Here is a 25,275-nt window from a genome sequence, read left to right as displayed (position 1 = left end):
GTTATCAACAAATGTGCTAAAATCCGATTCAAAGTCTTGCACGGTAAGGAAATCCTGCTAAATTTGTTATAACAATAGAATGTTTAACCAACAATTAATACTAATATTATGAACAAATCAGAATTAATCGATGCTATCGCAGCTGACGCTGGAATTTCAAAAGCTGCTGCAAAATTGGCTTTAGAGTCTTTTTTATCTAACGTAGGTGGTACATTAAAAAAAGGTGGAAGAGTATCTTTAGTAGGATTCGGATCTTGGTCAGTTTCTGGAAGAGCTGCAAGAGAAGGAAGAAACCCACAAACTGGAAAAACTATCAGCATTGCTGCTAAAAATGTAGTAAAATTCAAAGCTGGTGCAGAATTAGAAGGTTCAGTAAACTCAAAATAGTTTCATCCTGATAAAAAATAAATTAAAGCCTTTCAATTTGAGAGGCTTTTTTTATGCATTACATCGAAATTATTTGGAATAAAAAATATTTATTGTTAAATTTAATAAAAATTGTAGCCAAATGATTTCAGAAAAACTCAAAAAAGGAGTGTTGCTCATCGCAGAACCTTCCATTATCGGAGACCTATCATTCAATCGCTCAGTTGTTTTGCTTGCCGATCATAATGATGAAGGGTCAGTTGGTTTTATTCTGAACAAACCTTTGGAATATACCATTCAGGACTTGATTCCTGAAATTGAAGCAAGATTTAAGATTTATAACGGTGGTCCCGTGGAACAAGATAATCTTTATTTTATTCACAATATTCCAAATCTGATTCCAAACAGTATTGAAATCTCAAACGGAATTTATTGGGGAGGAGATTTTGAGTCCACAAAAGAACTTATTAACGAAGGAAAGATTAAGAAGACCAATATTCGATTTTTCTTAGGTTATACAGGTTGGGACGCGCACCAGTTAGAAAAAGAAATGGAGGCTAATTCGTGGATTATTTCCCCAAATGTTTACGAGAATAAAATCATCGGAAAATCTGCCACACATTTCTGGAAGGAAAAAATCTTAGAACTTGGTGGCGATTATGTCATCTGGTCAAACGCTCCAGAAAATCCGATTTTAAACTAATTAAATCTGATTTGAGCATTCAATCGGAGCAATAAATCTTTTGAAACTTTAGTTTCATATTCCTTCTTGCGGTATTTTGTAATCGGTTGAATTCCTTTAATTACGTTCGTAACAAACAGTTCATCAGCCTTTTGAAGGTCAAATGGTGAAATTGGTTCTTCCACAACTTCCAAAGTTTCAATTTTTCTGGCAAGAGCCAAAACCTGCTTGCGCATAACTCCGTTTAAACATCCTTCAGAAATTGGTGGCGTGATTAATTTGTTTCCCATCAACATAAAAAGATTTCCGTTTAAAGCTTCAATCACATTTTTATCGTCGTTGATCAGCAAGCAATTATCATAGCCGTTTTCATCTGCAAAAATGCTTCCGGTCACGTTTATCAATCGATTTGACGATTTAATTGTGGAAAGCAGATGTTTTGTTACAATAAAGTCTTTGTACAATTCCACTTCATAATTCTCTTTTTCGATGCTATAAACTGCATTTTCAAGCTCAGAAACTGAAATTAAAAATGAGACATTTCTATCCTTTGGAAGATACAAACCGCCTTCTTTTCTGAAAATTGTCACGCGAGCACGAGAAGATTTTTCTAAATTTTCAGCTTTGGCCAAAGAAAGAATCTGCTCCTCAAAAAATTCCATCGTAAAGTTCATCGGAATTTCCATTCGCACAATTCGCATCGAAGCCATTAATCTAAAGTAATGATCTTCAACAAAAAGAATCTTTCCGTCAAGAATTTTTACAGTTTCAAAAACAGAATCGCCATAAAGCAATCCGCGATTATTGGTCAATAAATTATCTTCTGAAGAAATTGTTCCGTTAAAATTAATCATAAAAAAAGCCCTGAAATTAATGCAGGGCAAATATAAGTCTTATAAATTGAAATCTATTAAACAGAACCAATAACGTGTTTTAAATCTGAAATTTGGTTGTCCCAAAGCTGTTTTGATTCGTCCACTTCATCTTCTTCGGCGAAATCAACAACCATTAGAGAAACGTCTTTTGTGATCTCGTCAACCAAAATTCTTAGCTCAAAAAAGTATTCACCATCTTTTCCATCTTCTTCAACCCAACGAAATTTTACTTTCTCGCCAGTTTTTTTTGAAGCCAATCTTGCTTTTTCCTCGTTATCGTTCCAGATAAAAGTGAAGAATTCTCCTCTTGAATTTACGTTGTCGGCAAACCATTCAGATAATCCAGAAGGCGTTGAAATATATTGATATAGCAATTGAGGCGATGAATTTAAAGGAAATTCTAATTCATAACGTATTTTATTTTCCATGAGCTAGGTTTATTTTTTTGGAAATATATAGAATAAAATCAAATTAACCACAAAATAAAAATATTTTTTTTTAGCCAATTATATTTGCAACATCTGAATTTAGTTTTATATTTGCACCCGCATTCAAGGATGCACATAACCAAAAAAATGGCGAGGTAGCTCAGTTGGTTAGAGCGCAGGATTCATAACCCTGAGGTCACGGGTTCAACTCCCGTCCTCGCTACGAAAAAGGCAAAATCCCTAATTAGAAATAGTTAGGGATTTTTTTTATTTTTATTTTGAAGCGAATCGATAGTGAAGTTTCAGCAATCGCATTTCCCGCTGCCTTTCCAAAGTCCCGATGAAAAATCGGGAGCTTTTCCCTTGCATCGGGGCTATTTGAGAAAGTGTGTAGAATTTTTGGAAGGTTGGGAATCGTTGTGTGAAAAGCGATTGGTTGTAAAATGACTCAGTTTAACTCCTTTTTTATTTCCGAAATTCCTTTTTTCAAGCCTTTAAAGTAATCGCCTTTTTTAAATTCTGGAATTATAAAAGTTTCGAGAATATTTTTTGTTTCCTCATCCGTAAGTAAATTTGCAATTGAATCAGAATTTTGAATCTGGATTTGTCTCAAATTTTTACTCAAAACAATTAAAATTTTTGTTCCCAATTGTTTTTCAGAAACTAGAAAATTAGCCATATCTAATGAATACTTAAATATATCGTCGTAAGGAAGAATAGAAGCTACCGTGACAATAATAATTTTGTTATTAGAACTTCTTTCAAAGTTTTCAAGTGTCGTGTTTAGTATTAATTTTTCATGCTTTTTAAAAATATTTTCGTTGTCATTAACAAAATCGTTTACTGCTGGAAAAATAAATTCTTTTTTCTTGATATTAATTGAGTCAACGCTGTTTTGAGAATAAGAACTTGCTGAAATTGAAAATCAAATAGCCAATAAAATGAATTTTAAAATCCTCATAAATAATATTTTTGCTAATCTACAAAAAATCGAACTGCTCATTTCATATTAAATTAATTACATAATTATTTAATCTAAAATCAATACACTATATTTGCTTTTATTTTAATTTTGAAGATGGATAAGAAGACCCAAGAATTTTATGAAAGGCTAAAAGAGGAGTTGGATAATGCAAACGTTTGGCCCGCAGAATATCTTTTTAAATTTATTGTCCCAACAGAAGATGGAAACGTCGAAAAAGTTGAAAACGCTTTCAATGACATGGGAGCCGTGATTAAGACTACAAAATCTAAGAATGCCAAGTTTACCAGTATTTCAGTAAACGTGAGAATGAAAAGTTCGCAAAGCATCATCGATAAATATTTAGAAGTTTCCACAATACCGGGAATTATCTCGCTTTAAGCAGCACAAAATTTTATGTATATAAAAGAAAACCCACACGACATCGTTCATCATTTGGAGTACAATGCCGAAAGACCGCATTTGATTATTCCAGAATATGGCCGTCATTTGCAAAAATTGATCGATCAGGCAACTGAAATTGAAGACCGAGTTGAGCGTAATAAAGCCGCAAAATACATCATTTCGGTAATGGGAAGCTTGAATCCGCATTTGCGCGATGTTCCTGATTTTCAGCACAAACTTTGGGATCAGATTTTCATTATGTCTGATTTTAAATTAGACGTTGATTCTCCATATCCGGTGCCTTCGAGAGAAATGTTGCAGCAAAAACCAGAGCGTTTAAATTATCCGCAGAATTTCCCAAAATACCGTTTCTATGGCAATAATATCAAGTATATGATTGACGTGGCAAACAAATGGGAAGATGGCGAACTTAAAAGCGCATTAATCATCGTGATTGCAAATCACATGAAAAAATCTTACTTGAGTTGGAACAAAGACACCGTGAAAGACGAGGTAATTTTTGAGCATTTATACGAACTTTCTGGAGGCAAAATCAATATGAAGTCGTCGTCAGAAGAATTGTTGAACACGACAGAATTAATGCGTACCAATAAAAAGCTTTCAAACAAAAGCCAAATGCCAGCCAAGCCAAAAATAATGCCGAAAAAGCCAAACAACCAGAACAAAAACAATAACAGAAAACCCTAAAGTTATGAGTTATGAGTTATAAATTATGAGTTTCTCAGATTCTCTACACCAACTCATAACTCATAATTCATAACTTATAATTAAAGAAAATGGAAACTTTCAAGATTGAAGGTGGCGTTCCGTTAAAAGGAGAAATCACGCCACAAGGAGCGAAAAACGAAGCATTGCAAATTTTGTGTGCTGTTTTGTTGACTCCAGAAAAAGTAACGATTAATAATATTCCAGATATTATTGACGTGAACAAACTGATTACTTTATTAAAAAATCTTGGTGTAAAAATCGAGAAAGTTGGAAAAGGTTCTTACACTTTCCAATCTGATGAAGTAAATATGGCATATCTTGAATCAGAGGCTTTCAAAAAAGAAGGAAGTTCTTTGCGTGGTTCTATTATGATTGTTGGTCCGCTTTTGGCTCGTTTCGGAAAAGGATATATTCCAAAGCCAGGCGGTGATAAAATTGGAAGAAGAAGATTAGATACGCATTTTGAAGGATTCATCAGTCTTGGTGCTTCTTTCCGTTACAATAAAGAAGACCATTTTTATGGTGTGGAAGCTGATAAATTGCAAGGAACCGCGATGTTGCTTGACGAAGCTTCTGTAACCGGAACTGCAAATATCGTGATGGCGGCAGTTTTAGCCGAAGGAAAAACTTCAATTTACAACGCGGCTTGCGAACCTTACTTGCAACAGCTTTGTAAAATGCTGAATTCTATGGGTGCAAAAATCAGCGGTGTAGGTTCAAATTTATTAGAAATCGAAGGAGTTGCTTCGCTTGGTGGTTGCACGCACACGATTCTTCCAGATATGATCGAGATCGGTTCTTGGATTGGATTGGCGGCAATGACTCGCAGTGAAATTACGATCAAAAATGTTAGTTGGGAAAATCTTGGCGTAATTCCGGGAACTTTCAGAAAACTAGGAATTACGTTAGAAAAAAGAGGCGATGATATTTTTATTCCGGCTCACACAGATGGTTATGAAATCCAAAATTATATTGATGGATCAATTTTGACCATTTCAGATGCGCCTTGGCCAGGATTCACTCCTGACTTGTTGAGCATCGTTTTGGTTGTGGCAACACAGGCGAGAGGAAGCGTTTTGATTCACCAAAAAATGTTTGAAAGTCGTTTGTTCTTCGTGGACAAATTGATTGATATGGGTGCAAAAATTATTCTTTGCGATCCACACAGAGCGGTTGTTATTGGTCACGATTTCAAATCTCAATTGAAAGCAACCACAATGTCTTCTCCAGATATTCGTGCGGGAATTTCATTATTGATTGCGGCGCTTTCTGCAAAAGGAGTGAGCAAAATCCAAAATATCGAACAAATCCACAGAGGTTATGAAAACATCGAAGAGCGCTTGAAAGCGCTTGGAGCTGTGATTGAAACAGAATAAGTTTTATTCCGTTTCGTGTAATTGGGAAATATGAGATTTTTGTCATTCCGACGAAGGAGGAATCTCCATTAGGAGCTAAAGTTGCGGAGATTCCTCCTTCGTCGGAATGACAAGTTTGGGTAAATTCAACTACTTTTTCTCGATAATTAGTAAAAAAAAACTATGACACCAAGCGGGTAAGTTTAGATTTAAAAAAAGGCGTTTCGATTGAAACGCCTTTTTTTATACGATTTTATAAAATAAATTTCTATAATTTAATCTGTGAAATCTGTGACACGAGAACAAAGTTCGAACTGACGAAGTAAATCTGTGTTTAGTTCAAAACATTCAGAAACTTCAATCCAAAAATAATTCCGTCGCCGGCATATCCGCTTCCGTTGTAGGAGCGCACATAATCCAAACGAAGCAACCTGAATTTCCCGAAACCTAAGTTATCCAAACCAACAGAATACTCGGTGTAGGGCTTGGTATCTGGAACTCCAAGCGAATGAACTCCCAAAACCAAATTGGTTTTCAATAAACTCAATAACGGAATTTTGTTCATAATAAATCCCTTGTCGTTATATTCTGCGTGCAATTCTAAATATGAATCATTCGTGCTTCGGGTGTAATACGGAAGCAAATTGAAGACGTTCAAATATCGTTCAGCCATTCCCACGTGGGTTTGGTTTCCGTTAAAATGTTTGTAGTCTGCAAACGAAATTCCGTCTGCGCCAAAGAATTTTCCGGCTTTAAAATTGGTTCCTAATTCGCCTTTGTTTCCTAGTTTCAAATCGTAGGTCATTTTTGCGTAAATCGCGTCGTACTCAAAGTTTTTCTCGCTTCCGGCGAAAGCCTTTTCATAGCTTAAAAAAAGCGTTGGGTATTTATCATTGCCCAAATTAAGCTTTCCGTCAGGTCTAGTGATGTATTCCTGTGCAAAATTAAATCGTGCGGTAACCGAAGCTTTGGCCAAACGGTGTGTTTCAAAAATCGGGATATCTAATGCTGGAAACAGCGGATTGTTCGACGTGAATTCTTTGTCATTTTTAATCAAGACATAATCGGTATTGTTTGAAAGCGATTTTCTTCTGGAATATTCTGCATTTCCAAATAAAGTCAATCCGTTTGAAACTTCTTGCTGGTAATTAACTCTTGCAAAAGTCTTATCGTATAACTTGGCATAATTGTCTTTAAAAAATAATGTACTTGCCATATTTAAAATTTCCGGAATTGCAGGATTTTGATTAAACTGAACAATTTCACTTCCGGCGGAAGCCGTAAAAATAGCGTTCGTTTGATTGTTGAAACGGGTCGTGAAATAACCAATTGCTCGCAATCGGTCTTCGGCAAAACCATAATTTAATTTTGTTCCAAATGAAGTGTACGTTCTGTCGTCAGGATTTCTTTTGGTAAAAGAAAAACCGCTGTTCAAACTCCAACCCTGAACCGTATTGTAACCCGGAAATTGAAGAATTCCGTCGTATTTCAATGACCAATTTTTAAATGAATTGCTGTAACTGTAACCGCTGATGACGTCAAAAATCTTGAATTTATTATTTTTTCTATCGGTAGAATCCAAATAAGTTTGCGACTTTTTCATCGTTTGGATGCTGTCTTTTTTGATGTAATCTTTTGATTCTTCTTCTGTCAATGGAACCGGGCGAAAAGCGTTCCAGAAAGAATCGTCTTTTTTGTTGGCTTCCTTGTCAATCGCCACGATTTCTCTGGTAAACGTTTTCTTTTCAAAAGCTTCCTTAAATTCATAATTGCTAAAAGCGTGCGTAAATTTTCCGGTAAAACCAATTCCGAAAAGTCCAGCTTTAAAATCTAAAGTCTGCAAGCTTTTTGACCAAATCTTAGAATTTGAATTGTAACTAAAATTTTGCGTCAAGTTCATAGTTTCCAAAATTGGAACCTGCATTCTGTAACCTTTTATGTCTAAATCGACCGCATAAATCGCCCAAGTATCTTCCACAATATAAATGTAACCTTCAAAAACGGGTTCGTTATCACGACGCGGAATTACTTTTATCTTGTTGATTGTGTTGTTGTTATCGTCTAAAAAAGTGCCTTCGATTTTGTATTTGTAATAATTGAAAGCATTGTCAGCAATCGGGGAAATCATATTGATATTGAAATCGATATAATTTTCGTAGAAGTCATAATTCGTGTTCATCGCCGTGTTATAGCTGAAACCGCTGTCATTTCCGCTGATTTTTGAAGCAATGATTTGCTCCTTTAATTTGTCTGGTTTTTGAAAAGTAATTTTGGAAACGGTTTCAGAAAGATACATGATTCCGGTTCCTGTAGAATCTAAAATTCCATCTTCATCTACTTTTTGGCCTAAGATTTTTTTCGGAGCGTCTTTGATTCTAAAAATTCCTCTGGAGTAAAAATCAGCGGTGAATTTATCGGTCATTTTTGAATTTTCCTTTTTGGAAGCAATGGCACTTCTGATTACCGCATTTGCCGGATTTTCTTGGGTGCTGATGACAACTTCGGCCACCGAAATATTTTCTTCGGCAAGTGTGGCGTTCAATGTAAACGGAAATTTATCCACATTGACGGCCGATTTTTGTGTTTTGAAACCTAAATATTGAAAAACAACGGTGTGCTTTCCGGTAGATTTTATGTTCAATTCGTAGAATCCATTTTCGTTTGAAGATGTTCCTGTGTACGTGTTTTCGATATAAATATTTACGGCAGGAAGGGGGTTTCCACTTGAATCTGTAATTTTTCCTTTGATTTGGGCAACGCCCGAAACTGAAATTAGAAGTAATAAAAATGCGTAAAGGTTTTTCATTTGGAGGATTTATGTTGAATTACTTTAATAGACGAAAATTTTTACGAAATGGTTGCATCGGCCAAAAAATTATTTTTCTGCCAAGGATTTTAAAGCCAATTTATAGCTTTCCAACCCAAAACCGATTACGATTCCCTTTGCATTTGGAGAAATAAATGACTGATGCCTGAACGATTCTCGAGAAAAAGTATTAGAGATATGAACTTCAATCACCGGAGTTGTTACCGCTTTTACGGCATCTCCAATTCCCACGGACGTGTGCGTGTACGCGCCCGCATTTAAGATAATTCCGTCAAAATCAAAACCTGTTTCTTGAATTTTTCCAATGATTTCACCTTCGATATTACTCTGAAAATAATGCATTTCTACCAAAGGAAACTCAATTTGCAAAGACGTAAAATACTCTTCAAAAGTCTGGCTACCATAGATTTTGGGTTCGCGTTTGCCAAGAAGATTTAAGTTGGGGCCGTTGATAATGATGACTTTCATGATTGATGTTTTGGTAAAAATAGGTAAATTTCTTTCTTTATAAAATGGTAGGCCAATAAAAAAGCCGTTGCGAATGAACACAACGGCTTAACTATAAATTGTTTTCTTTTAGAATTGGTATCCTAAACCAACTTGGAACACAGCATTTTTAACTTCAGCATCTTTAGAGGCTTCCGTCAAACCAATAGTGTAACGTGCGTGAGCAGAAAGTCCACCTGCTATTTTTAGACCCAAACCACCTGCAACGGCAAAGTCAAATGATTGTGTGTCTGGGTCGCCGTCAACAGCACTATCAAAGGCCTCAAACGAATCATCTACCAGGAATGAAAATTGTGGACCGGCTTCAATACTCAATCTATCTGTAATCAAATAGAATTTTGCCAATACTGGAACCGAGATGTAACTTGTCTCAAAATCTCCCACACCTTCGACTTCTGCACCTTGCGACGTGAATAATGCTTCTGGTTGTAAAGAGAAATTTGGTAACAATTTTATTTCTGCAAAAGCACCAGCATGAAAACCAGTTTTGTTTTTGTAGTCAATTCCATCTGGACCTCCGCTAAAGTTTGAGAAGTTTACTCCTCCTTTAACTCCAAATTGTACAACTTGTGCGTTCGAGTTTGTTATTGCCGCGAATACAAATAATACGGCCAAGATTAATTTTTTCATAGTTGACATTTTTAAATTGTGGTTTAAAGAAAATTAGATTTGTATTCAAATTTAGCAATACTATTCTCATTTAAAATTAAGAAAAAGTTAAAAATGCCCACTTTCGTAATCTGATTTTGATTTTTAAATTACTAACAATTAGCAACTTAAATGTTGTATTATAATTAATAATTGTTGAAAACTTGTTAATAATTTTGTTAACAACTCGTTTTAGTAAGAAAAAACACGTATATAGTTTCAAATAACTTTGTTTAATAATTTTCAAACTCAAACAAAATGAAAAAATTAATTTTATCAGTATCAGCAGTTTTTGCTTTTGGATTTGCAAATGCACAGGACAAAACCGATAACGGAGGTCAAACTGCAAAAGGGAAATGGTTAATTGAAGCGAATACTGGATTTGGAGCGGCACATTCTGCAGATACAGCATTTGGTTTATCTTCTGTTGACGGTGAAACAGCTTGGTCTATTGGAGCTGAAGGAGGTTACTTTATAATGGATGATTTAGCTATCAAAGCGGGTCTTGGTTATAATGACATGGGTGATGATATGACTGCTTTCTCTTACAAAGTTGGAGCAAAATATTACATCTTAAGCCAAATTCCAGTGCAAGTTGATTATTCAGGAGCTTCTTACAAAGACGCCGATGAAAATCCATCTTACTTAGGAATCCAAGGTGGTTACGCCATATTTTTAGGTCCAAATGTATCTATCGAGCCAGGATTAAGATTTAATAAAAGCTTAAATGACGATTTTTATGAGGATGTTTTCCAAGTAAGGATTGGTTTTGCGCTACATTTCTAATCTTTCTTAGAGTTCAAATAAAAAAAGCCTCTCAATTTGAGAGGCTTTTTCTGTTTTTGGATATTTTAGTTTTTTAGAATTTAAAACCGATACCGATTTGAAACACAGAGTTTGAAGCTTTGTTGTCAGCATTTTCTCTGTCTTCAAAGATTTCAGTAACACCTTGGTTATATCTTGCAGTTGCAAACAATCCCATATCAGTTTGAAAAGTTACACCACCTGCAAAACCAAATTCAAAATCTTTAGCGTTGTCAGTATTTGTGTCACCTTCGTTGTCATTTGGTGCTGAATCAATTTCTTCATTTACCAAGAAACTAAATTGCGGACCTGCTTCAAGACTGAATCCTTTAAATAAATAAACTTTCGCAAGAACTGGTACGTTGATGTAATCTAGTTGGTATTCTACTGTTTGAGATCCAACGATTGGAAGATTGTAGTTATACTCAAATCCTTGACCAGAATATAATGCCTCAACCTGCACAGAAAACATTTCTGCTAAAGGAAATTCTGCTAAAGCACCCACGTGGAAGCTTGTTCTTGAATCTGGACTGTCAAAGCCATCACCGTTTACTGTTGCAAAGTTAACACCACCTTTTACACCAAAGCTTGGTGACATTGATCTTGTGTTGTCTGCTTCTTGTGCACTTGCTGAAATTGCTACCAACATCATTGTGCCTGCTGTAATCTGTTTTAATAGTTTCATAATTATAATTTTTAAGGGTTTGTATTTCAAAATTAGTAGGAGAAACAGCCTCAAAAATCTAAAATTTTCTTAATTCACAAAGTATTAACTATTTAATTGCTAATTATATAAAAAATATGGTTATGGTATAATCTTTTTTGGTAATAGTATAAATATATATGCACGCATACTTTCGAAATTCAAGAAAAATGTGTCTTGAAAATATAAAAAGTTAAAATTTATAACCAACTCCCATTTGAATGACCGTATTTTTTGACTTTGTATCTTCAATTATTTCAGAAAAACTGCGATTGTACCTTCCGTTTACAAAAAAACCGCTTTCAAATTGAAAAGTTAGACCCGCAATTATGCCAAAATCTAAGTCATTTGCATCGTTTAAAGTAACCGCTTCGGTATCGGAAACATCGCGTTCAAATTTATCAGAAACCTTATAACTGATTTGTGGTCCAGCTTCTAAGGAAAAACCTCTGACTACATAATATCTCGCAATAATTGGAACGCTGACGTAATCAAGTTTATAAATCGATTTTTTTCGGCCTTCTTCTGTTTCGTATCGTTTCTCAAAACCCTGCTGAGAGTAAATCAATTCGGGTTGTACTGAAAAAACATCTTCAATTATCGGAATTTCATAATGTACTCCTATATATATACTTGTTCTGGCATCGGGCGCTTTTTGCAAATCTCCTTTAGAAACCGTGGCAAAATTGAATCCGGCTTTGACCCCGATGCCCAATTTTGTAATGACAACTTCGGTGCTGTCAGATGATTTTTCCTCCTGACAATATAATGTCGCCGAAGAAAGCACAAGTGTGAGGCAAATAGTTTTGAAAAACTTCATAATTAGTTATTTTTGTTTGGTAATATTAAGTTACCTCATTTAAAAGGGCTTGCCGGAATTTTTAACATAACTTTGATAGATGTCAAATTGGTCCACATACATAAAAAGTTTTCAGTCGTATATGACGATCGAGCGCGGTCTGTCAAAAAACACGATTGCCAATTATACCTTTGATATTGAAAAATTAATTGAATATTTGGCAACGAACAATCTTTCGTATAATCCCATAAATATTACTGAGGAAATCGTGCAGCAGTTTATTTATGAAACTTCAAAATCGGTGAATCCAAGTTCGCAGGCGCGCGTTATTTCTGGGTTGCGTAGTTTTTTCTTGTATTTAATTTTTGAAGATTATAGAACTGATAATCCGATGGAATTAATTGAAATTCCAAAAATAGGGAGGAAGCTTCCGGATACGTTATCAACCGATGAGATTGACAGTTTGATTGACGCCGTGGATCTTTCTTCGAACGAAGGCGAGAGAAATCGTGCTATTTTAGAGACACTTTATGGTTGTGGACTTCGGGTTTCAGAATTAATTTCGCTTAAGATTTCCGACTTGTTTTTTGAAGAAGGGTTTATTAAAGTCAGCGGAAAAGGTGACAAACAGCGATTTGTTCCGATTGGAAATTTGACCCAAAAATATATAGACATTTATAAATCTACAGATCGCTCGAAGCTTTCGATTCAAAAAGGCCACGAAGACACTTTGTTCTTAAACAGACGCGGAAAACAACTGACGCGTGCAATGATTTTTACGATTATAAAAGATTTGGCGGTAAAAATAAATCTCAATAAAAGCATCAGTCCGCATACTTTTAGACATTCATTTGCTACACATTTGTTAGAAAACGGCGCAGACCTTCGTTCGATACAATTGATGCTTGGTCACGAGTCGATTACCACCACAGAAATTTATGTCCACCTCGATAGAAGGCATTTAACTCAAGTCATCAACGCATTTCACCCAAGAAAGTAACCATTCAACGATTTTAAGTTTTTTTTGTAAAAAAAGCTATTGTCACGTAAGATTACCTCTCTACTTTTGTGCTACCAAACCAAAAATAAACCTTTAATGCTTTTTGATAATAGCTCAAATTCTTATGAATCTGAAGCTCTGAACCAATTTTATGAAAAACTTCTGAAAGAAATTCCAGATTTGATTTTTCAGTTTAAAATTGAGAAAGACAATTCATACACGATGCCTTTTGTAAGTCATTCTGCTATGGAAATTTACGGCTTCAGTCGTGAGCAATTAGAAAAAAACATTGGAGTTGTCATCACTGACAGGATTTTAAAAGAAGATGTTCCTGGTTTCTTAAAATCAGTCTTGAAATCTAAAGAAAATCTTGAACGTTGGAACCACGAATATAGAGTACATCTTCCAAATAAAGGAATTCGCTGGCTCAGAGGTTCTGCAAAACCAGAAGCCCACGAAGACGGAAGCGTTGTTTTCTACGGAAGAATTGCAGATGTAACGGCCAATAAAGAGCAAGAATTGAAATTGATTTTATCTGAAAGACGTTTTGAATCGGCACTTGAAGCTTCTTTAGGAGGTGTTTGGGAATGGAATTTAAATGATAATTCTGTTTTCTATTCACCACAATCGTTGAAAATTCTTGACTTAGATTTTGACGATTCCGTAGATTCTTTTGAAAAATGTATCTCAAAAGTGCATCCAGAAGATGTTGAAAAATATCTAAATGATATTGAACTGCATTTAAAAGGAGAAACTTCTTTCTATGAAAACTCGCACAGAGTTCAAGGAAAAAACGGAATTTATAAATGGATTTTAGATCGCGGAAAAGTAATTGAAACCGATAAAAAAGGAAATCCTATAAAATTAATTGGCACGCACACCGACATTTCTTCGCAAAAAGAAAAAGAAGTTGAGTTGCAACGAACGCTTGATATTGTTGGTGAACAGAACAGTAGACTACTGAATTTTGCACATATTGTTTCGCATAATCTTCGTTCGCACGCCGGCAATTTATCGATGTTGCTGGATTTAGTTGATGATATTGATGATACTGAAGAAAGAGAAGAAGCGCTGGTTCATTTGAGAACAATTTCAAACGATTTGACGCAAACAATAAACCATTTGAATGATTTGGTGAGCATTCATACGGAGATTAAAATTACCAGAGAAAGCTTGAATTTAGATGAGTTTTTTCAACGAACATTAAATGTCTTGAGCGAGAAAATAAATAGTAATGGTGTAAAAATCATTAATGAAATTCCGAAGGATGTTTTTATAGATTATAATCCGGCATATTTGGAAAGCATTCTTTTGAATCTTACCACAAATGCAATTAAATATTCAGATCCTAATAGAAAATTGGAAGTTAAATTTTCATTAGAATCTATCGAAAGAAGAAAAATTTTGACGATTTCTGACAACGGCGTTGGGATTGATTTGAATAAAAATAAAGAGTCGCTTTTTGGAATGTATCAAACATTTCACCATCATCCAGATGCGCGAGGAATTGGTCTTTTTATTACAAAAAACCAAATTGAAGCGATGGGCGGAAAAATTGAAGTGGAAAGCGAAGTTGGAGTAGGTACAGCATTTAAAATATATTTTAATGAAAAAGTTTAATGATGTTTATGTAGTTGACGATGATAAAATTTATCATTTTATACTTAAAAATTTACTGAAAAAAAATAACATCGAAGTGAATTCTCGTTTTTTTGAAAACGGGCAGGAAGCCATCAATGGACTGAAGGAAAATTCTAATAATGAAAGCGGTCTTCCAGATTTGATTCTGTTAGATATCAACATGCCAATTATGGATGGTTGGCAATTTCTCGAAGAATATAAAAAGATAAAAGGAACGCTGAATAAGGAAACGGTTATTTATATGATCAGTTCTTCAAACAGCCCATTTGACTTGGATAGAGCGAAAGAATTTCCGAATGAAGTGAAAGATTATTTCTTGAAACCAGTATGTTTGGAAGATATTTGCAAGATATTTTTGAACTAAAATCGAATAGAATCTCTATAAAATAAAAAAGCTCCTCAAATTTAATGAGGAGCTTTTTTTATGGAATCAATTGGAGATTATTTAGCGATATTTACCGCTCTCGTTTCTCTAATTACTGTAATTTTTACTTGACCAGGATAAGTCATTTCCGTTTGGATTTTTTGAGAAATATCAAAAGATAAACTTGAAGCGTTATCGTCAGAAACTTTTTCACTTTCCACAATCACACGAAGTTCTCTACCAGCTTGAATTGCATAAGCACTTTTCACACCTTGGAATCCGTAAGCAATATCTTCAAGATCTTTCAATCTTTGGATGTAAGAATCTAAAACTTGTCTTCTTGCGCCAGGTCTCGCTCCAGAAATTGCATCACAAACCTGAACAATTGGAGAAAGCAATGATTTCATTTCAATCTCGTCGTGGTGAGCTCCAATAGCGTTACAAACTTCTTCTTTCTCACCATATTTTTCAGCCCATTGCATACCTAATAATGCGTGTGGCAAATCACTTTCTGTATCTGGCACCTTACCAATATCGTGAAGCAAACCAGCTCTTTTTGCTAGTTTTACGTTCAAGCCTAGTTCTGCAGCCATAATTCCGCAAAGCTTAGAAACCTCACGCGAGTGTTGCAATAAGTTTTGTCCATAAGAAGAACGGTATTTCATTCTTCCCACAACTTTAATTAATTCTGGGTGTAAACCGTGGATTCCTAAATCGATAACAGTTCTTTTTCCAACTTCAATGATTTCATCGTCGATTTGTTTAGCTGTTTTTGCCACAACTTCCTCAATTCTTGCCGGGTGAATACGTCCGTCAGTAACCAATTTGTGCAAAGCCAAACGCGCAATTTCTCTACGAACAGGATCAAAACAAGAAAGTATAATCGCTTCTGGAGTATCATCAACGATGATTTCAACACCAGTTGCCGCTTCTAATGCACGGATATTTCTACCTTCACGACCAATAATTCTACCTTTTACATCGTCAGATTCAATGTTGAAAACAGAAACGCAGTTTTCCACAGCTTCTTCCGTTCCAACTCTTTGAATGGTGTTGATGATGATTTTTTTAGCTTCCTGTTGTGCAGTAAGTTTTGCTTCCTCAAGCGTATCTTGAATATAAGACATTGCACCGCTTTTAGCTTCCGCTTTCAAACTTTCTACTAACTGTTCTTTAGCTTCTTCGGCAGACAATCCAGAAATTACTTCCAATTGCTCCACTTGGCTTTTGTGAAGTCTGTCAATTTCAGCTTGTTTTTTATCTAAAACCTCGATTCTTGCATTATAATCGCTGATTTTAGTTTCAAATTCGTCTGTAGTTTTTTTAGCTTTTGCCAATTCGTTTGAAACTTGAGATTCTTTATCTCTAGCTCTTTTTTCTGATTCAGCTGTCTTTTTTTCTTTTTCTATGATCGCTTTATCTCTTGAAAGGATCACTTGTTCGTGTTCTGCTTTCAATTCGATAAATTTTTCTTTCGCCTGAAGAATTTTTGTCTGTTTTGTAGTTTCAGCTTCGGCTTTCGCATCTTTTAAGATTGAAGTTGCTTCTTTTTTCGCATTCTTTATCAGATTAGAGACGTTGCTCTTTTCTAGCATTTTTGCGATGATGAAACCGCCCGCAAGGCCCACGATTCCTGAAATGATTATAATTAATGTACTGTCCATGTTTGTTGAAATTTATATATAAAAAAAGCCTACATTAGGTGATTGTATAAACTCGTTAAGACAAGTTTTGAGCTAACTCGCTGTTCAAGCTTCCTTACTTAAAAGGCTTGCTATAGTAGCGATGATTTGCTCATTCTAAATTGTTAGTGTTGAGTTTACCAAATATGAACTAATGTAGGCAGTATTTTAGTCTATGTTAAAGAACGTTTTTTATTTATCTAGATAGCTTGCAATCAAGTCATTAATCTTTTTCAATCTTTCATTAGCTTCCACATTGTCTGTCGAAGAATCAATCTGCTTTTGCTCTAACTGCGATGCAAATTGCAATGCGCACATGGCTAAAACGTCTTGTTTGTCCCGAACCGCATAATTTTCTTCAAACTGCTTAATCATAATATCAATTTTTTTCGAAGCGCTTCGTAGTCCTTCTTCCTGAGACATATCTACTGTCAAAGGATAAACTCGGTCGGCGATTGATATTTTAATTCGTAGCTTGTCGTCCATAGTTGCTAATCTGAAAGCTGTGCTATACAGTAATCGATTTCACGGATTAATGAATTTATCTTAAGCTTTGTATCTCTTTTATTTTCTTCACTGCCCAATAATGAATTTGCAATTTTAAGTGAATCATGTTGTGCTTTCAGCGTCTCAATTTCTGTTGACTGCTTTTGCATCACCATTGCGGCTTGATTTAATTCTTGTTGCAATGCTCTCGAGGTTTTTTCCAAACCATCAATCTTCGCTAATAATTTTTCGAGCTTGCTTTCAAGAGTATCAATGATTTGCGCAATTTCACTCATTTGAATCAAAATTCATTACATAATTTACAAAGCTACAATTCTCAATTTATTATTGCAATAAAATTCCTTAAATTTTCAAATAAAACGAACCTTTTGTTGTAATAATTTGTAAAATAGCGTGTTATAAGATTTTCAAATTCTATTAAAAATTACTGCTATTTTTTTTATATTAGCAAAAACCTTTACTATGCGAAACAGCCTGTTATTTTTATTGCTTTCAATGTCCGTTTTTGGACAGAATAATTACCCTCAAGATTACTTCCGTTCACCGCTTGACGTTCCTCTTTTTCTGTCAGGAACTTTTGGTGAACTTCGAGGAAATCATTTTCACTCCGGATTAGATTTTAAAACCCAGCAAAAAGAAGGACTCAACGTTTATGCGTCGGCCGACGGATATATATCCCGAATAAAAATCTCAACTTGGGGTTATGGGAAAGCAGTTTATATAACGCATCCCAACGGATTTACGACAGTTTACGGACATCTTTCAAAGGCGTCGCCGGTTATCGAAGCTTACATCAAGAAAAATCAATATGCCCAAAAAGCTTTTGAGGTAGAAATGACGCCGGGCGAGGGCGAAATAATCGTAAAAAAAGGCGATATCATTGCATTTTCTGGAAATTCTGGTGGTTCTGGCGGACCTCATTTGCATTTTGAAGTGAGAGATTCTAAAACGGAAAAAACGATTAACCCGATGCTTTTTGGTTTTGATAAAATGATTTCTGACACAAGATCTCCCGTGATCAATAATTTGGTTGTTTATCCAATTGGCGATAGTTCTAGCGTAAATCAGTCCCAAAAACCTCTTGAAGTAAGTCTTTCACAGCAAAAAGACGGAAGTTATATCAGCGAAAAAATTATTGCCAACGGAAAAATTGGCTTCGGAGTGAACACGTATGATCTTTTTGATAAATCGTATAATAAAAATGGCGTGTTTCAAGTGCAAGCGGTTTGCAACGGAAAGCCTTTCTTTGGATATAAATTCGACACTTTTGCATTCGACGAAAGCAGATATATCAACGCTTTAATTGATTATACGCGTTTTAAAAGAACGGGTCAGCGCGTGCAACAACTTTTTATGGAAGAACCTTATTTGCTGAGCATAATTACGTCCAATAATACCTATGGAATGATCGAAGTAAAGCCGAATTTGTACCAAAATCTGCAGATTGAAGTATCCGATTATCACAAAAACAAAAGCGTGATTAATATTCCAATTCAATATTCAAATCTTCCCACGACAACTTTTAAGGATGAAAAACGTTCTAGTTATTTCTTGAAAGCGAGAAAAGATCATAGTTATGCCAAAGATAACGTGACGGTTTTTATTCCGGCAGGAACTTTTTATGATGATTTTTATTTAGATTTTGACGTAAAAGATTCTGTACTTTTATTGCACAACGAATCGATTCCCGTTCACAATAATATCACGATTACGTTTGAAGATACGACTTTAACCGAAGCAGACAGGGCCAAAACATTCATCGCGTCGCGTGAAGGAAAACGTCTTGGGTATAATAAAACCTATCGAAAAGGAACTGTTTTTACGACTTATACAAAAGATCTTGGCGCTTTTATTTTAGCCAAAGATACTACGGCGCCAAGAATCAGCGATGCCAATTTTGTAGAAGGAAAATGGATTAGCAAACAGCAAAAATTAGAAATTTATATTTCAGATAATCTGTCTGGAATTGCAGAATATAACGGATATTTGAACGGAAAGTGGATATTGTTTGAGTACGATTACAAAACAAAAAAACTTTCTTATGATTTTTCAGACGATATTGCAGACGACGGACGAAATGATTTAAAGGTCGTCGTGACTGATAATACGGGAAATTCTGCTACCTTTGAATCGCATTTTTTTAGAAGTAAACAACAATAAAGCGTACACATTTGAAAACAAAATATAGTTTATTCGCAACTCTTTTTTTCTTGCTCGGATTTTCGGCAATGGCACAAACAGCAAGGATTAAAGGCGTAATTTTAGACGAAAATAATCAGCCTGTTGAAGATGTTGATGTTCGCTCAAGCGGAGAAAAAACGGCTTCAGACGAAACAGGATTTTACATTTTGACAGTTCCGGCAAACAAAAAAGTTACAGTTGTTTTTTCGCATATCGCCAATAAACGAACAACTGTTGAAGTGGAATTAAAACCGAACGAAGATTTAGAATTCAATCCGATTTTGAATAAAAAGTTTGAGGAAATTGGTGCGGTAATTATTGTTGACAATAGAAAAAGAGTAGAGGGAATTACCAACATTGCTTCTCAAGATATCAAGTTGATTCCGGGTGCAAATGCAGGAGTTGAGAACTTAATAAAGACACTTCCTGGTGTGAATTCCAACAGCGAATTGAGTAGTGGTTACAACGTTCGTGGGGGAAATTTCGATGAAAATTTAGTGTATGTCAATGAAATTGAAGTCTATCGTCCGTTTTTAGTGCGTTCTGGTCAGCAAGAAGGTTTGAGTTTCACCAATACTGATATGATTCAAAACGTGGATTTTTCTGCGGGTGGTTTCCAAGCCAAATATGGTGACAAATTATCGTCGGTTTTAGATATCACGTATCGAAGACCAAGAAGCTTTGGAGCATCATTAGAAGCAAGTCTTTTGGGTGGCGCTTTGATGGTTGAATCTGCTTCAAAAAATCAAAAATGGGCAGGAATTGTTGGATTAAGATATCGAGACAACAGCCTTTTTGTAAACAGTCAAGAAACAGAAACCAACTTCAGGCCAACTTTTGCCGATGTTCAAACTTACATAACGTACACACCGAATAATAAATGGGAAATCGGATTCTTAGGAAATATTTCTCAAAATAAATACAACTACGAGCCGTTAACGCGCCAGACAAATTTTGGAACAATTGATGACCCAAAAGCGCTTTTGGTTTTTTATGAAGGACAAGAAAAAGACAGATATGATACTTATTTTGGAGCGTTAAAAACAACGTATCAAGCGAATGAGAATTTTACGTTGAAGTTGATTGCGTCTGCGTATCACACAAAGGAGCAGGAACATTTTGACATTCAATCGAACTATAGTTTTGGAGAATTAGATACCAATATCGGTTCAGATACCGTTGGAGATATTGTTTTTACGCAGGAGGCAGGTTCGCAATTGAGCCACGCCAGAAATAATCTCGACGCGTTGATTGTAAATGCTGAAGTAAAAGGTTTCCATAATATTAATGAGAACAAAATTGAGTGGGGTTTTAAATACACCAGAGAAGATATTCGCGATAGAGTGGTGGAATGGGAAGTGATTGATTCTGCTGGTTTTTCATTGAATCCGCCGATTATTGATGTTCCGCGTGACCAACCTTATAATCCATATTTGGGACCATTGGTTCCTTACCAAAATGTGAGAGCTTTGAATTTTACTAAAATCGACCGCCTTTCGGGTTACGTGCAATGGAGCAAAAAAAGCGAAATCGGAAACCACGATGTGTGGTATAATTTAGGCGTAAGAGCACACAATTGGCAAGTTTCTGGAGATAATTTAGACGGAAAAAGCCAAACTACTTTTAGTCCGAGAGGTCAATTTGCCATAAAACCAGATTGGGAAAGCGATATGGTTTTCCGCCTTTCTGTGGGAATGTACCACCAACCGCCGTTTTACCGAGAACTTCGCGGTTATGACGGAATGGTGAATCCAGATGTGAAAGCGCAACAGTCGATTCATTATGTTTTGAGCAATGATTACAGTTTCCAGATGTGGGAACGACCGTTTAAATTGGTAACAGAAGCGTATTACAAATCGATGTCTGACGTAAATACATATACGTTGGATAACGTGCGAATTCGATATTCTGCAAACAATGATGCCAAGGCGTTTGCCAGCGGATTTGACGCGCGTTTGAACGGAGAATTTGTGCCGGGAACAGAATCTTGGTTTAGCTTTGGATACATGAAAACCGAAGAAAATATTAACGACAAAGGATATATCGCAAGACCAACGGACCAGCGATTGAAGTTTGGGATTTTATTTCAAGATTATGTACAGAACATTCCAAACTTAAAATTATACCTGAATTTAGTTTACAATACAGGGCTTCCGGGTGGTTCGCCATCGTATGCTGACCCTTATTTGTACCAAAGCAGATTGCGCGATTACCGCCGTGCTGACGTTGGATTTTCGTATGTTTTCACTGAAAATAACAAGGCAAGACCAGAAGGACATTGGTTAAAGAAATTTAAAGATTTGTCGCTGGGATTAGAAATTTTTAACTTGTTCAACAACCAAAATGCGATAACAAATACTTGGGTTCGTGATGTTTACACAAAAGTACAATACGGAATTCCGAATTATATGACGACGCGAGTTTTCAATGTGAAGCTTACGGCGAAATTATAAATTGAAATTCTGAAGTTTTATCTTTATATTTGAATGACTATTTAAGTTTACAAAATGAAAAAATTTCCACTATATATTATCGCGATTACGGCTTTTTTAGCGAGTTGTACCGAAAAGGAAAAAACAACGCCAAAGGTGATTTATGAAGATGCAAAAGCAAAACCAACTGCCAAAGCAGATTCTTCTCAAATAAAAATTGCTGATTTGCCAATTCACATGGAAGGCACAAAATACCTGATTCATGCAATTGGCGATGTGAGAATTTATGATGGGAATACCAGAACTTATGGTTCAAGCAAGACCAATTCTGTGAGTTATGCGATTTCAAATTACAACCGATTTGAATTAACCGGATATTTTGAAAACTTGAAATTTCAACACATTGATTCAACGGCTTTAAAACCTTTGACAGACAAGAAAATCCAAATGCAAACGGTGACGTTTTTGAATACGATTTCTGATAAAACGAAAAAGCAGATTTTGGTCTATTCGTTAGTGGATATGGATACCAATAAAGATGGAAAATTGGATGCCAACGATATCAAATGTCTTTACATCAGTGACATCAGCGGAAAAAATTTCCAAAAACTTTCAGCCGAATTCCAAGAATTAATCGATTGGAACATCGTGGAAGCACAAAACAGATTGTACTACAGAACTATCGAAGATATCAATAAAAACGGTGCTTTCGATAAAAATGATTTGGTTCATTATTACTACGTAGATTTATTATCTCCAGATTGGAAAACTGAAAAATACGACCCGATTGAAAACGGAAATAAAGAATAAAAAAAATCCCTAAGTTTTGCTTAGGGATTTTTTTATATCAAAATGTCGCTTTCCAAATCTGATTTTCCAATCTTAAAATCAAAACCCAATTGCTTTACCAATTGAATCACCAGATTTTTATACCAATTCTCAGATTTTGGATGGATATAAATTTTTTCAATTAATTTATTAATATCCACTTCAATTTTTACGCCTTCATTAATGTTCAAATTGCGAGAAGAAAGATTGGAAATTATCCTAACTTCTCTTTCATATTGAAAACTTTTTCGCTTAAACAAAAACGGAAAGAAATCATCATCAAACGGAATGTATTCTTTTTTGTAATCGATATAATTCACTTCGCCGATATGTTGTTCAAATTGATTTTCTAAATGCAATGATTCCTGGATTCGACCAATCGTGGATTGAATCGCCAAACCTTCGCTGTTTTGCGTAAAAATCTGCCACATCGCAAAAGATTCATATTCGTTAATGTGCCAACTGCTGATGACCACATTTTTTCGTTGCGTTTTGTAAACGTCTAAAAACTCAGGATTATTTTCTGCAATTTTCTTGATTTCCTCAAAAGTGGGTTCGCTGAAAGTGCCTTCATATTGGTCTTCAAATTTATCTGACCTTGACATAAAAAGCTTTTGCGACATCAACAAGTCTAGGAATTTTGATAAATCCAAATATTTCCAGACAACTGTATCAGAATTGGGAATGCTAATATTTGGATTGTTTTTATACATTTTTAGTTATTCGAAAGATTGCATCATTACTAATTTTCTGTAAACACCGTCTTTTGCCAAAAGTTCGTCATGCGTTCCATGTTCCACGATTTCACCTTTTTGCATCACGACGATTTTGTCTGCTTTTTGAATAGTAGAAAGTCGGTGCGCGATAACGATGGACGTTCTGTTTTGCATCATATTTTCCAAAGCCACTTGAACCAATCTTTCACTTTCAGTGTCCAACGCAGAAGTTGCTTCATCTAAAATCATAATCGGTGGATTTTTCAAGACGGCTCTTGCGATGCTCAATCGTTGTTTTTGTCCGCCAGAAAGTTTGTTTCCGCTGTCACCGACATTTGTATTGATTCCCAGTGGTAAATCTTTTACAAATTCATAAGCGTTTGCAATTTTCAAAGCATCGATAATTTCTTCGTCTGTCGCGTCTTGTTTTCCTAGAAGAATATTGTTTTTGATAGTATCGTTAAACAAAATACTGTCTTGCGTCACCAATCCTGTCAAACCGCGAAGCGATTCTAGTTTTAAATCCTTAATTCCGATGTTATCCACTTTAATCGTTCCTTCTTGAACGTCATAAAAACGAGTCAAAAGATTGGCAATGGTACTTTTTCCGCTTCCGGATTGTCCGACAAGCGCAACGGTTTGTCCTTTTTTTACTTCCAAAGAAAAATTCTTTAAAACCCTCTCTTTTTCATAGCTAAAGTTGATGTTTTCAATTGTTATTTTATCCTCAAAAGAATGTTTTTCAAAAGCATCAATCTTATCTTCGATATAGTTTTCTTGTTCCAAAATTTCCATAACGCGCTCTGCAGCGGCATTTCCTCTTTTGATGCTATACGACGCTTTTGAAATTGCTTTCGCGGGAGTCAAGATGTTGTAAGCTAATCCCATATAAGCGATAAAAGCGGCGCCTTCAAGGGTTTTATCGACCAGGACCATATTTCCGCCATACCATAATAACATAGCAATTACGGTAATTCCCATAAATTCACTTACTGGCGAAGCCAAATTTTGTCGGTTTCCAATACTATTTGACAGTTCAAAAAAACGTTCTGTCGACCTTTGGAAAACGTTGCCAAAATGCTTTTCAGAATTATAGCCTTTTACCACTTTTAATCCGCCGATAGTTTCTTCAATAGTTGATAGAAAAATTCCCTGTTCTTCTTGAGCTCGTGTTGATTTTTTCTTTAGTTGTTTTCCAATCAAAGAAATAATGTAGCCAGAAATTGGAATAAAAACAAATACAAAAATTGTCAGTTTTGTGCTAATTGCAAACATCGCTACAATCGTAAAAACAATTGTTAAAGGTTCTTTTACAACCAATTCTAAAATCGAAAGAAATGAATTTTGAACTTCGTTTACATCGCCAGAAATTCTTGAAATCACGTCACCTTTTCTTTTTTCAGAGAAGAAGGAAAGCGGTAATTCAATTGTTTTTTTATACATCGCATTTCTCATATCTTTTAAAACGCCATTTCTTAAGAACGTGATAAAAAACATCGCCAAATAATCAAACAAGTTTTTAAGCAAGAATATTGAAATAATGATAACCACCATAAAAGCCAAAGTGGTCTGAATGCCGTGTTCTTCGGTAATTGTAGTGATTTTATAACTCATAAAATCTTCTAGATATGACCTGATTTCGAAGATGCCTTTGTATGTTGGTTCAGCCGTTTTTTTCTTCGTTTGGTCAAACAAAACCTGCATCATTGGAATTAAAGAAATGAAAGACAGTGTACTGAACAATGCAAAAAGAACATTAAAAAATATGTTTAAATAAGCATATTTTTTATACGGTTTTACAAAAGGAATTATTTTTTTAAAATTGCTCATTTATA

The 25,275-nt window shown here is 35.2% G+C and carries 25 protein-coding genes and 1 tRNA gene; 13 read left to right on the top strand and 13 right to left on the bottom strand.

Going from position 1 to position 25,275, the window contains the following annotated elements; translation table 11 throughout:
- Positions 1-108: 108 nt before the first annotated feature.
- Together ACFPVY_RS08900 and ACFPVY_RS08895 are read left to right on the top strand one after the other, a co-directional pair.
- The gene (locus tag ACFPVY_RS08900; protein WP_379791629.1) at positions 109-387 is read left to right on the top strand and encodes an HU family DNA-binding protein; all 279 of its coding nucleotides are present in this window, start codon (positions 109-111) and stop codon (positions 385-387) included.
- Positions 388-508: 121 nt separating this feature from the next.
- Complete coding sequence (locus ACFPVY_RS08895; RefSeq protein WP_379791628.1) at positions 509-1,069, top strand: YqgE/AlgH family protein; 561 nt, start codon at positions 509-511, stop codon at positions 1,067-1,069.
- Here the strand turns inward: ACFPVY_RS08895 and ACFPVY_RS08890 are convergent.
- Together ACFPVY_RS08890 and ACFPVY_RS08885 are read right to left on the bottom strand one after the other, a co-directional pair.
- Entirely contained in the window at positions 1,066-1,902 is an 837-nt protein-coding gene (locus ACFPVY_RS08890; RefSeq protein WP_379791627.1) for an aminotransferase class IV, read from the bottom strand. The two genes, ACFPVY_RS08895 and ACFPVY_RS08890, sit on opposite strands and share 4 nt — an antisense overlap.
- A 56-nt stretch (positions 1,903-1,958) precedes the next feature.
- Positions 1,959-2,351 carry an START-like domain-containing protein gene (locus ACFPVY_RS08885; protein WP_379791626.1) on the bottom strand — a complete coding sequence of 131 codons (393 nt, stop codon included), beginning with the start codon at positions 2,349-2,351 and terminating at the stop codon, positions 1,959-1,961.
- Between the two features lie 149 nt (positions 2,352-2,500).
- Between ACFPVY_RS08885 and ACFPVY_RS08880 the strand changes: the two genes are divergently transcribed.
- Positions 2,501-2,574 (top strand) — tRNA-Met (locus ACFPVY_RS08880).
- A gap of 225 nt (positions 2,575-2,799) precedes the next feature.
- On the opposite strand, the gene ACFPVY_RS08875 is transcribed toward ACFPVY_RS08880, so the two are convergent.
- Entirely contained in the window at positions 2,800-3,207 is a 408-nt protein-coding gene (locus ACFPVY_RS08875) for a TPM domain-containing protein (RefSeq protein ID WP_379792005.1), read from the bottom strand.
- 222 nt (positions 3,208-3,429) lie between these two features.
- On the opposite strand from ACFPVY_RS08875, the gene ACFPVY_RS08870 reads away from it, so the two are divergent.
- The 3 genes from ACFPVY_RS08870 (at position 3,430) to murA (ending at position 5,822) form a co-directional block, all read left to right on the top strand.
- On the top strand, positions 3,430-3,714 hold the full coding sequence (locus ACFPVY_RS08870) for a DUF493 family protein (RefSeq protein WP_379791625.1): 285 nt from the start codon (positions 3,430-3,432) through the stop codon (positions 3,712-3,714).
- A gap of 15 nt (positions 3,715-3,729) precedes the next feature.
- Positions 3,730-4,425 (top strand): DUF4290 domain-containing protein, encoded by a 696-nt coding sequence (locus ACFPVY_RS08865; protein ID WP_379791624.1) that lies wholly within the window; start codon positions 3,730-3,732, stop codon positions 4,423-4,425.
- Positions 4,426-4,514: 89 nt separating this feature from the next.
- Positions 4,515-5,822, top strand: a complete 1,308-nt coding sequence (gene murA, locus ACFPVY_RS08860) for a UDP-N-acetylglucosamine 1-carboxyvinyltransferase (RefSeq protein WP_379791623.1) — start codon at positions 4,515-4,517, stop codon at positions 5,820-5,822.
- Positions 5,823-6,135: 313 nt separating this feature from the next.
- Here the strand turns inward: murA and ACFPVY_RS08855 are convergent, their stop codons facing one another.
- From ACFPVY_RS08855 to ACFPVY_RS08845, 3 genes are all read right to left on the bottom strand, one after another.
- Positions 6,136-8,607: a DUF5686 and carboxypeptidase regulatory-like domain-containing protein gene (locus ACFPVY_RS08855; RefSeq protein WP_379791622.1), complete on the bottom strand. Its 2,472-nt coding sequence runs from the start codon at positions 8,605-8,607 to the stop codon at positions 6,136-6,138.
- A gap of 69 nt (positions 8,608-8,676) precedes the next feature.
- Positions 8,677-9,096, bottom strand: coding sequence for a type II 3-dehydroquinate dehydratase (gene aroQ, locus ACFPVY_RS08850; RefSeq protein ID WP_379791621.1), 420 nt, complete (start codon positions 9,094-9,096; stop codon positions 8,677-8,679).
- A gap of 108 nt (positions 9,097-9,204) precedes the next feature.
- Positions 9,205-9,765, bottom strand: coding sequence for a porin family protein (locus ACFPVY_RS08845; RefSeq protein ID WP_379791620.1), 561 nt, complete (start codon positions 9,763-9,765; stop codon positions 9,205-9,207).
- A 276-nt stretch (positions 9,766-10,041) separates the two neighbouring features.
- Between ACFPVY_RS08845 and ACFPVY_RS08840 the strand changes: the two genes are divergently transcribed.
- On the top strand, positions 10,042-10,569 hold the full coding sequence (locus ACFPVY_RS08840) for a hypothetical protein (protein WP_379791619.1): 528 nt from the start codon (positions 10,042-10,044) through the stop codon (positions 10,567-10,569).
- Between the two features lie 73 nt (positions 10,570-10,642).
- On the opposite strand, the gene ACFPVY_RS08835 is transcribed toward ACFPVY_RS08840, so the two are convergent.
- Together ACFPVY_RS08835 and ACFPVY_RS08830 are read right to left on the bottom strand one after the other, a co-directional pair.
- Positions 10,643-11,272 (bottom strand): porin family protein, encoded by a 630-nt coding sequence (locus tag ACFPVY_RS08835; protein WP_379791618.1) that lies wholly within the window; start codon positions 11,270-11,272, stop codon positions 10,643-10,645.
- A 211-nt stretch (positions 11,273-11,483) separates the two neighbouring features.
- Positions 11,484-12,110 (bottom strand): porin family protein, encoded by a 627-nt coding sequence (locus ACFPVY_RS08830; protein ID WP_379791616.1) that lies wholly within the window; start codon positions 12,108-12,110, stop codon positions 11,484-11,486.
- Positions 12,111-12,189: 79 nt separating this feature from the next.
- On the opposite strand from ACFPVY_RS08830, the gene xerD reads away from it, so the two are divergent.
- The 3 genes from xerD (at position 12,190) to ACFPVY_RS08815 (ending at position 15,094) form a co-directional block, all read left to right on the top strand.
- Positions 12,190-13,089, top strand: a complete 900-nt coding sequence (xerD, locus tag ACFPVY_RS08825; RefSeq protein ID WP_379791615.1) for a site-specific tyrosine recombinase XerD — start codon at positions 12,190-12,192, stop codon at positions 13,087-13,089.
- Positions 13,090-13,185: 96 nt separating this feature from the next.
- The gene (locus ACFPVY_RS08820; protein ID WP_379791614.1) at positions 13,186-14,709 is read left to right on the top strand and encodes a PAS domain-containing sensor histidine kinase; all 1,524 of its coding nucleotides are present in this window, start codon (positions 13,186-13,188) and stop codon (positions 14,707-14,709) included.
- The gene (locus ACFPVY_RS08815) at positions 14,696-15,094 is read left to right on the top strand and encodes a response regulator (RefSeq protein ID WP_379791613.1); all 399 of its coding nucleotides are present in this window, start codon (positions 14,696-14,698) and stop codon (positions 15,092-15,094) included. Before ACFPVY_RS08820 ends, ACFPVY_RS08815 begins: the two co-directional genes overlap by 14 nt.
- 77 nt (positions 15,095-15,171) lie before the next feature.
- Here ACFPVY_RS08815 and rny read toward each other — a convergent pair whose 3' ends face one another.
- From rny to ACFPVY_RS08795, 3 genes are all read right to left on the bottom strand, one after another.
- Positions 15,172-16,758: a ribonuclease Y gene (gene rny, locus ACFPVY_RS08810; RefSeq protein WP_379791612.1), complete on the bottom strand. Its 1,587-nt coding sequence runs from the start codon at positions 16,756-16,758 to the stop codon at positions 15,172-15,174.
- Positions 16,759-16,968: 210 nt separating this feature from the next.
- Positions 16,969-17,262 (bottom strand): cell division protein ZapA, encoded by a 294-nt coding sequence (locus tag ACFPVY_RS08800; RefSeq protein WP_379791611.1) that lies wholly within the window; start codon positions 17,260-17,262, stop codon positions 16,969-16,971.
- Positions 17,263-17,267: 5 nt separating this feature from the next.
- On the bottom strand, positions 17,268-17,558 hold the full coding sequence (locus tag ACFPVY_RS08795; protein ID WP_379791610.1) for a hypothetical protein: 291 nt from the start codon (positions 17,556-17,558) through the stop codon (positions 17,268-17,270).
- Between the two features lie 187 nt (positions 17,559-17,745).
- Between ACFPVY_RS08795 and ACFPVY_RS08790 the strand changes: the two genes are divergently transcribed.
- From ACFPVY_RS08790 to ACFPVY_RS08780, 3 genes are all read left to right on the top strand, one after another.
- Positions 17,746-19,443, top strand: coding sequence for a M23 family metallopeptidase (locus tag ACFPVY_RS08790; RefSeq protein ID WP_379791608.1), 1,698 nt, complete (start codon positions 17,746-17,748; stop codon positions 19,441-19,443).
- A gap of 68 nt (positions 19,444-19,511) precedes the next feature.
- Positions 19,512-21,917: a TonB-dependent receptor gene (locus ACFPVY_RS08785; RefSeq protein ID WP_379792004.1), complete on the top strand. Its 2,406-nt coding sequence runs from the start codon at positions 19,512-19,514 to the stop codon at positions 21,915-21,917.
- Positions 21,918-21,971: 54 nt separating this feature from the next.
- Entirely contained in the window at positions 21,972-22,706 is a 735-nt protein-coding gene (locus ACFPVY_RS08780; RefSeq protein ID WP_379791607.1) for a hypothetical protein, read from the top strand.
- A 32-nt stretch (positions 22,707-22,738) separates the two neighbouring features.
- Here the strand turns inward: ACFPVY_RS08780 and ACFPVY_RS08775 are convergent, their stop codons facing one another.
- Together ACFPVY_RS08775 and ACFPVY_RS08770 are read right to left on the bottom strand one after the other, a co-directional pair.
- Positions 22,739-23,437 carry a hypothetical protein gene (locus ACFPVY_RS08775; protein WP_379791606.1) on the bottom strand — a complete coding sequence of 233 codons (699 nt, stop codon included), beginning with the start codon at positions 23,435-23,437 and terminating at the stop codon, positions 22,739-22,741.
- A gap of 6 nt (positions 23,438-23,443) precedes the next feature.
- On the bottom strand, positions 23,444-25,270 hold the full coding sequence (locus tag ACFPVY_RS08770; protein ID WP_379791605.1) for an ABC transporter ATP-binding protein: 1,827 nt from the start codon (positions 25,268-25,270) through the stop codon (positions 23,444-23,446).
- Positions 25,271-25,275: the final 5 nt, after the last annotated feature.

It is taken from the genome of Flavobacterium qiangtangense, from assembly GCF_042658345.1.
Taxonomy (GTDB): Bacteria; Bacteroidota; Bacteroidia; order Flavobacteriales; family Flavobacteriaceae; genus Flavobacterium; species Flavobacterium qiangtangense.
This window is presented reverse-complemented; position numbering and strand designations above follow the sequence as displayed.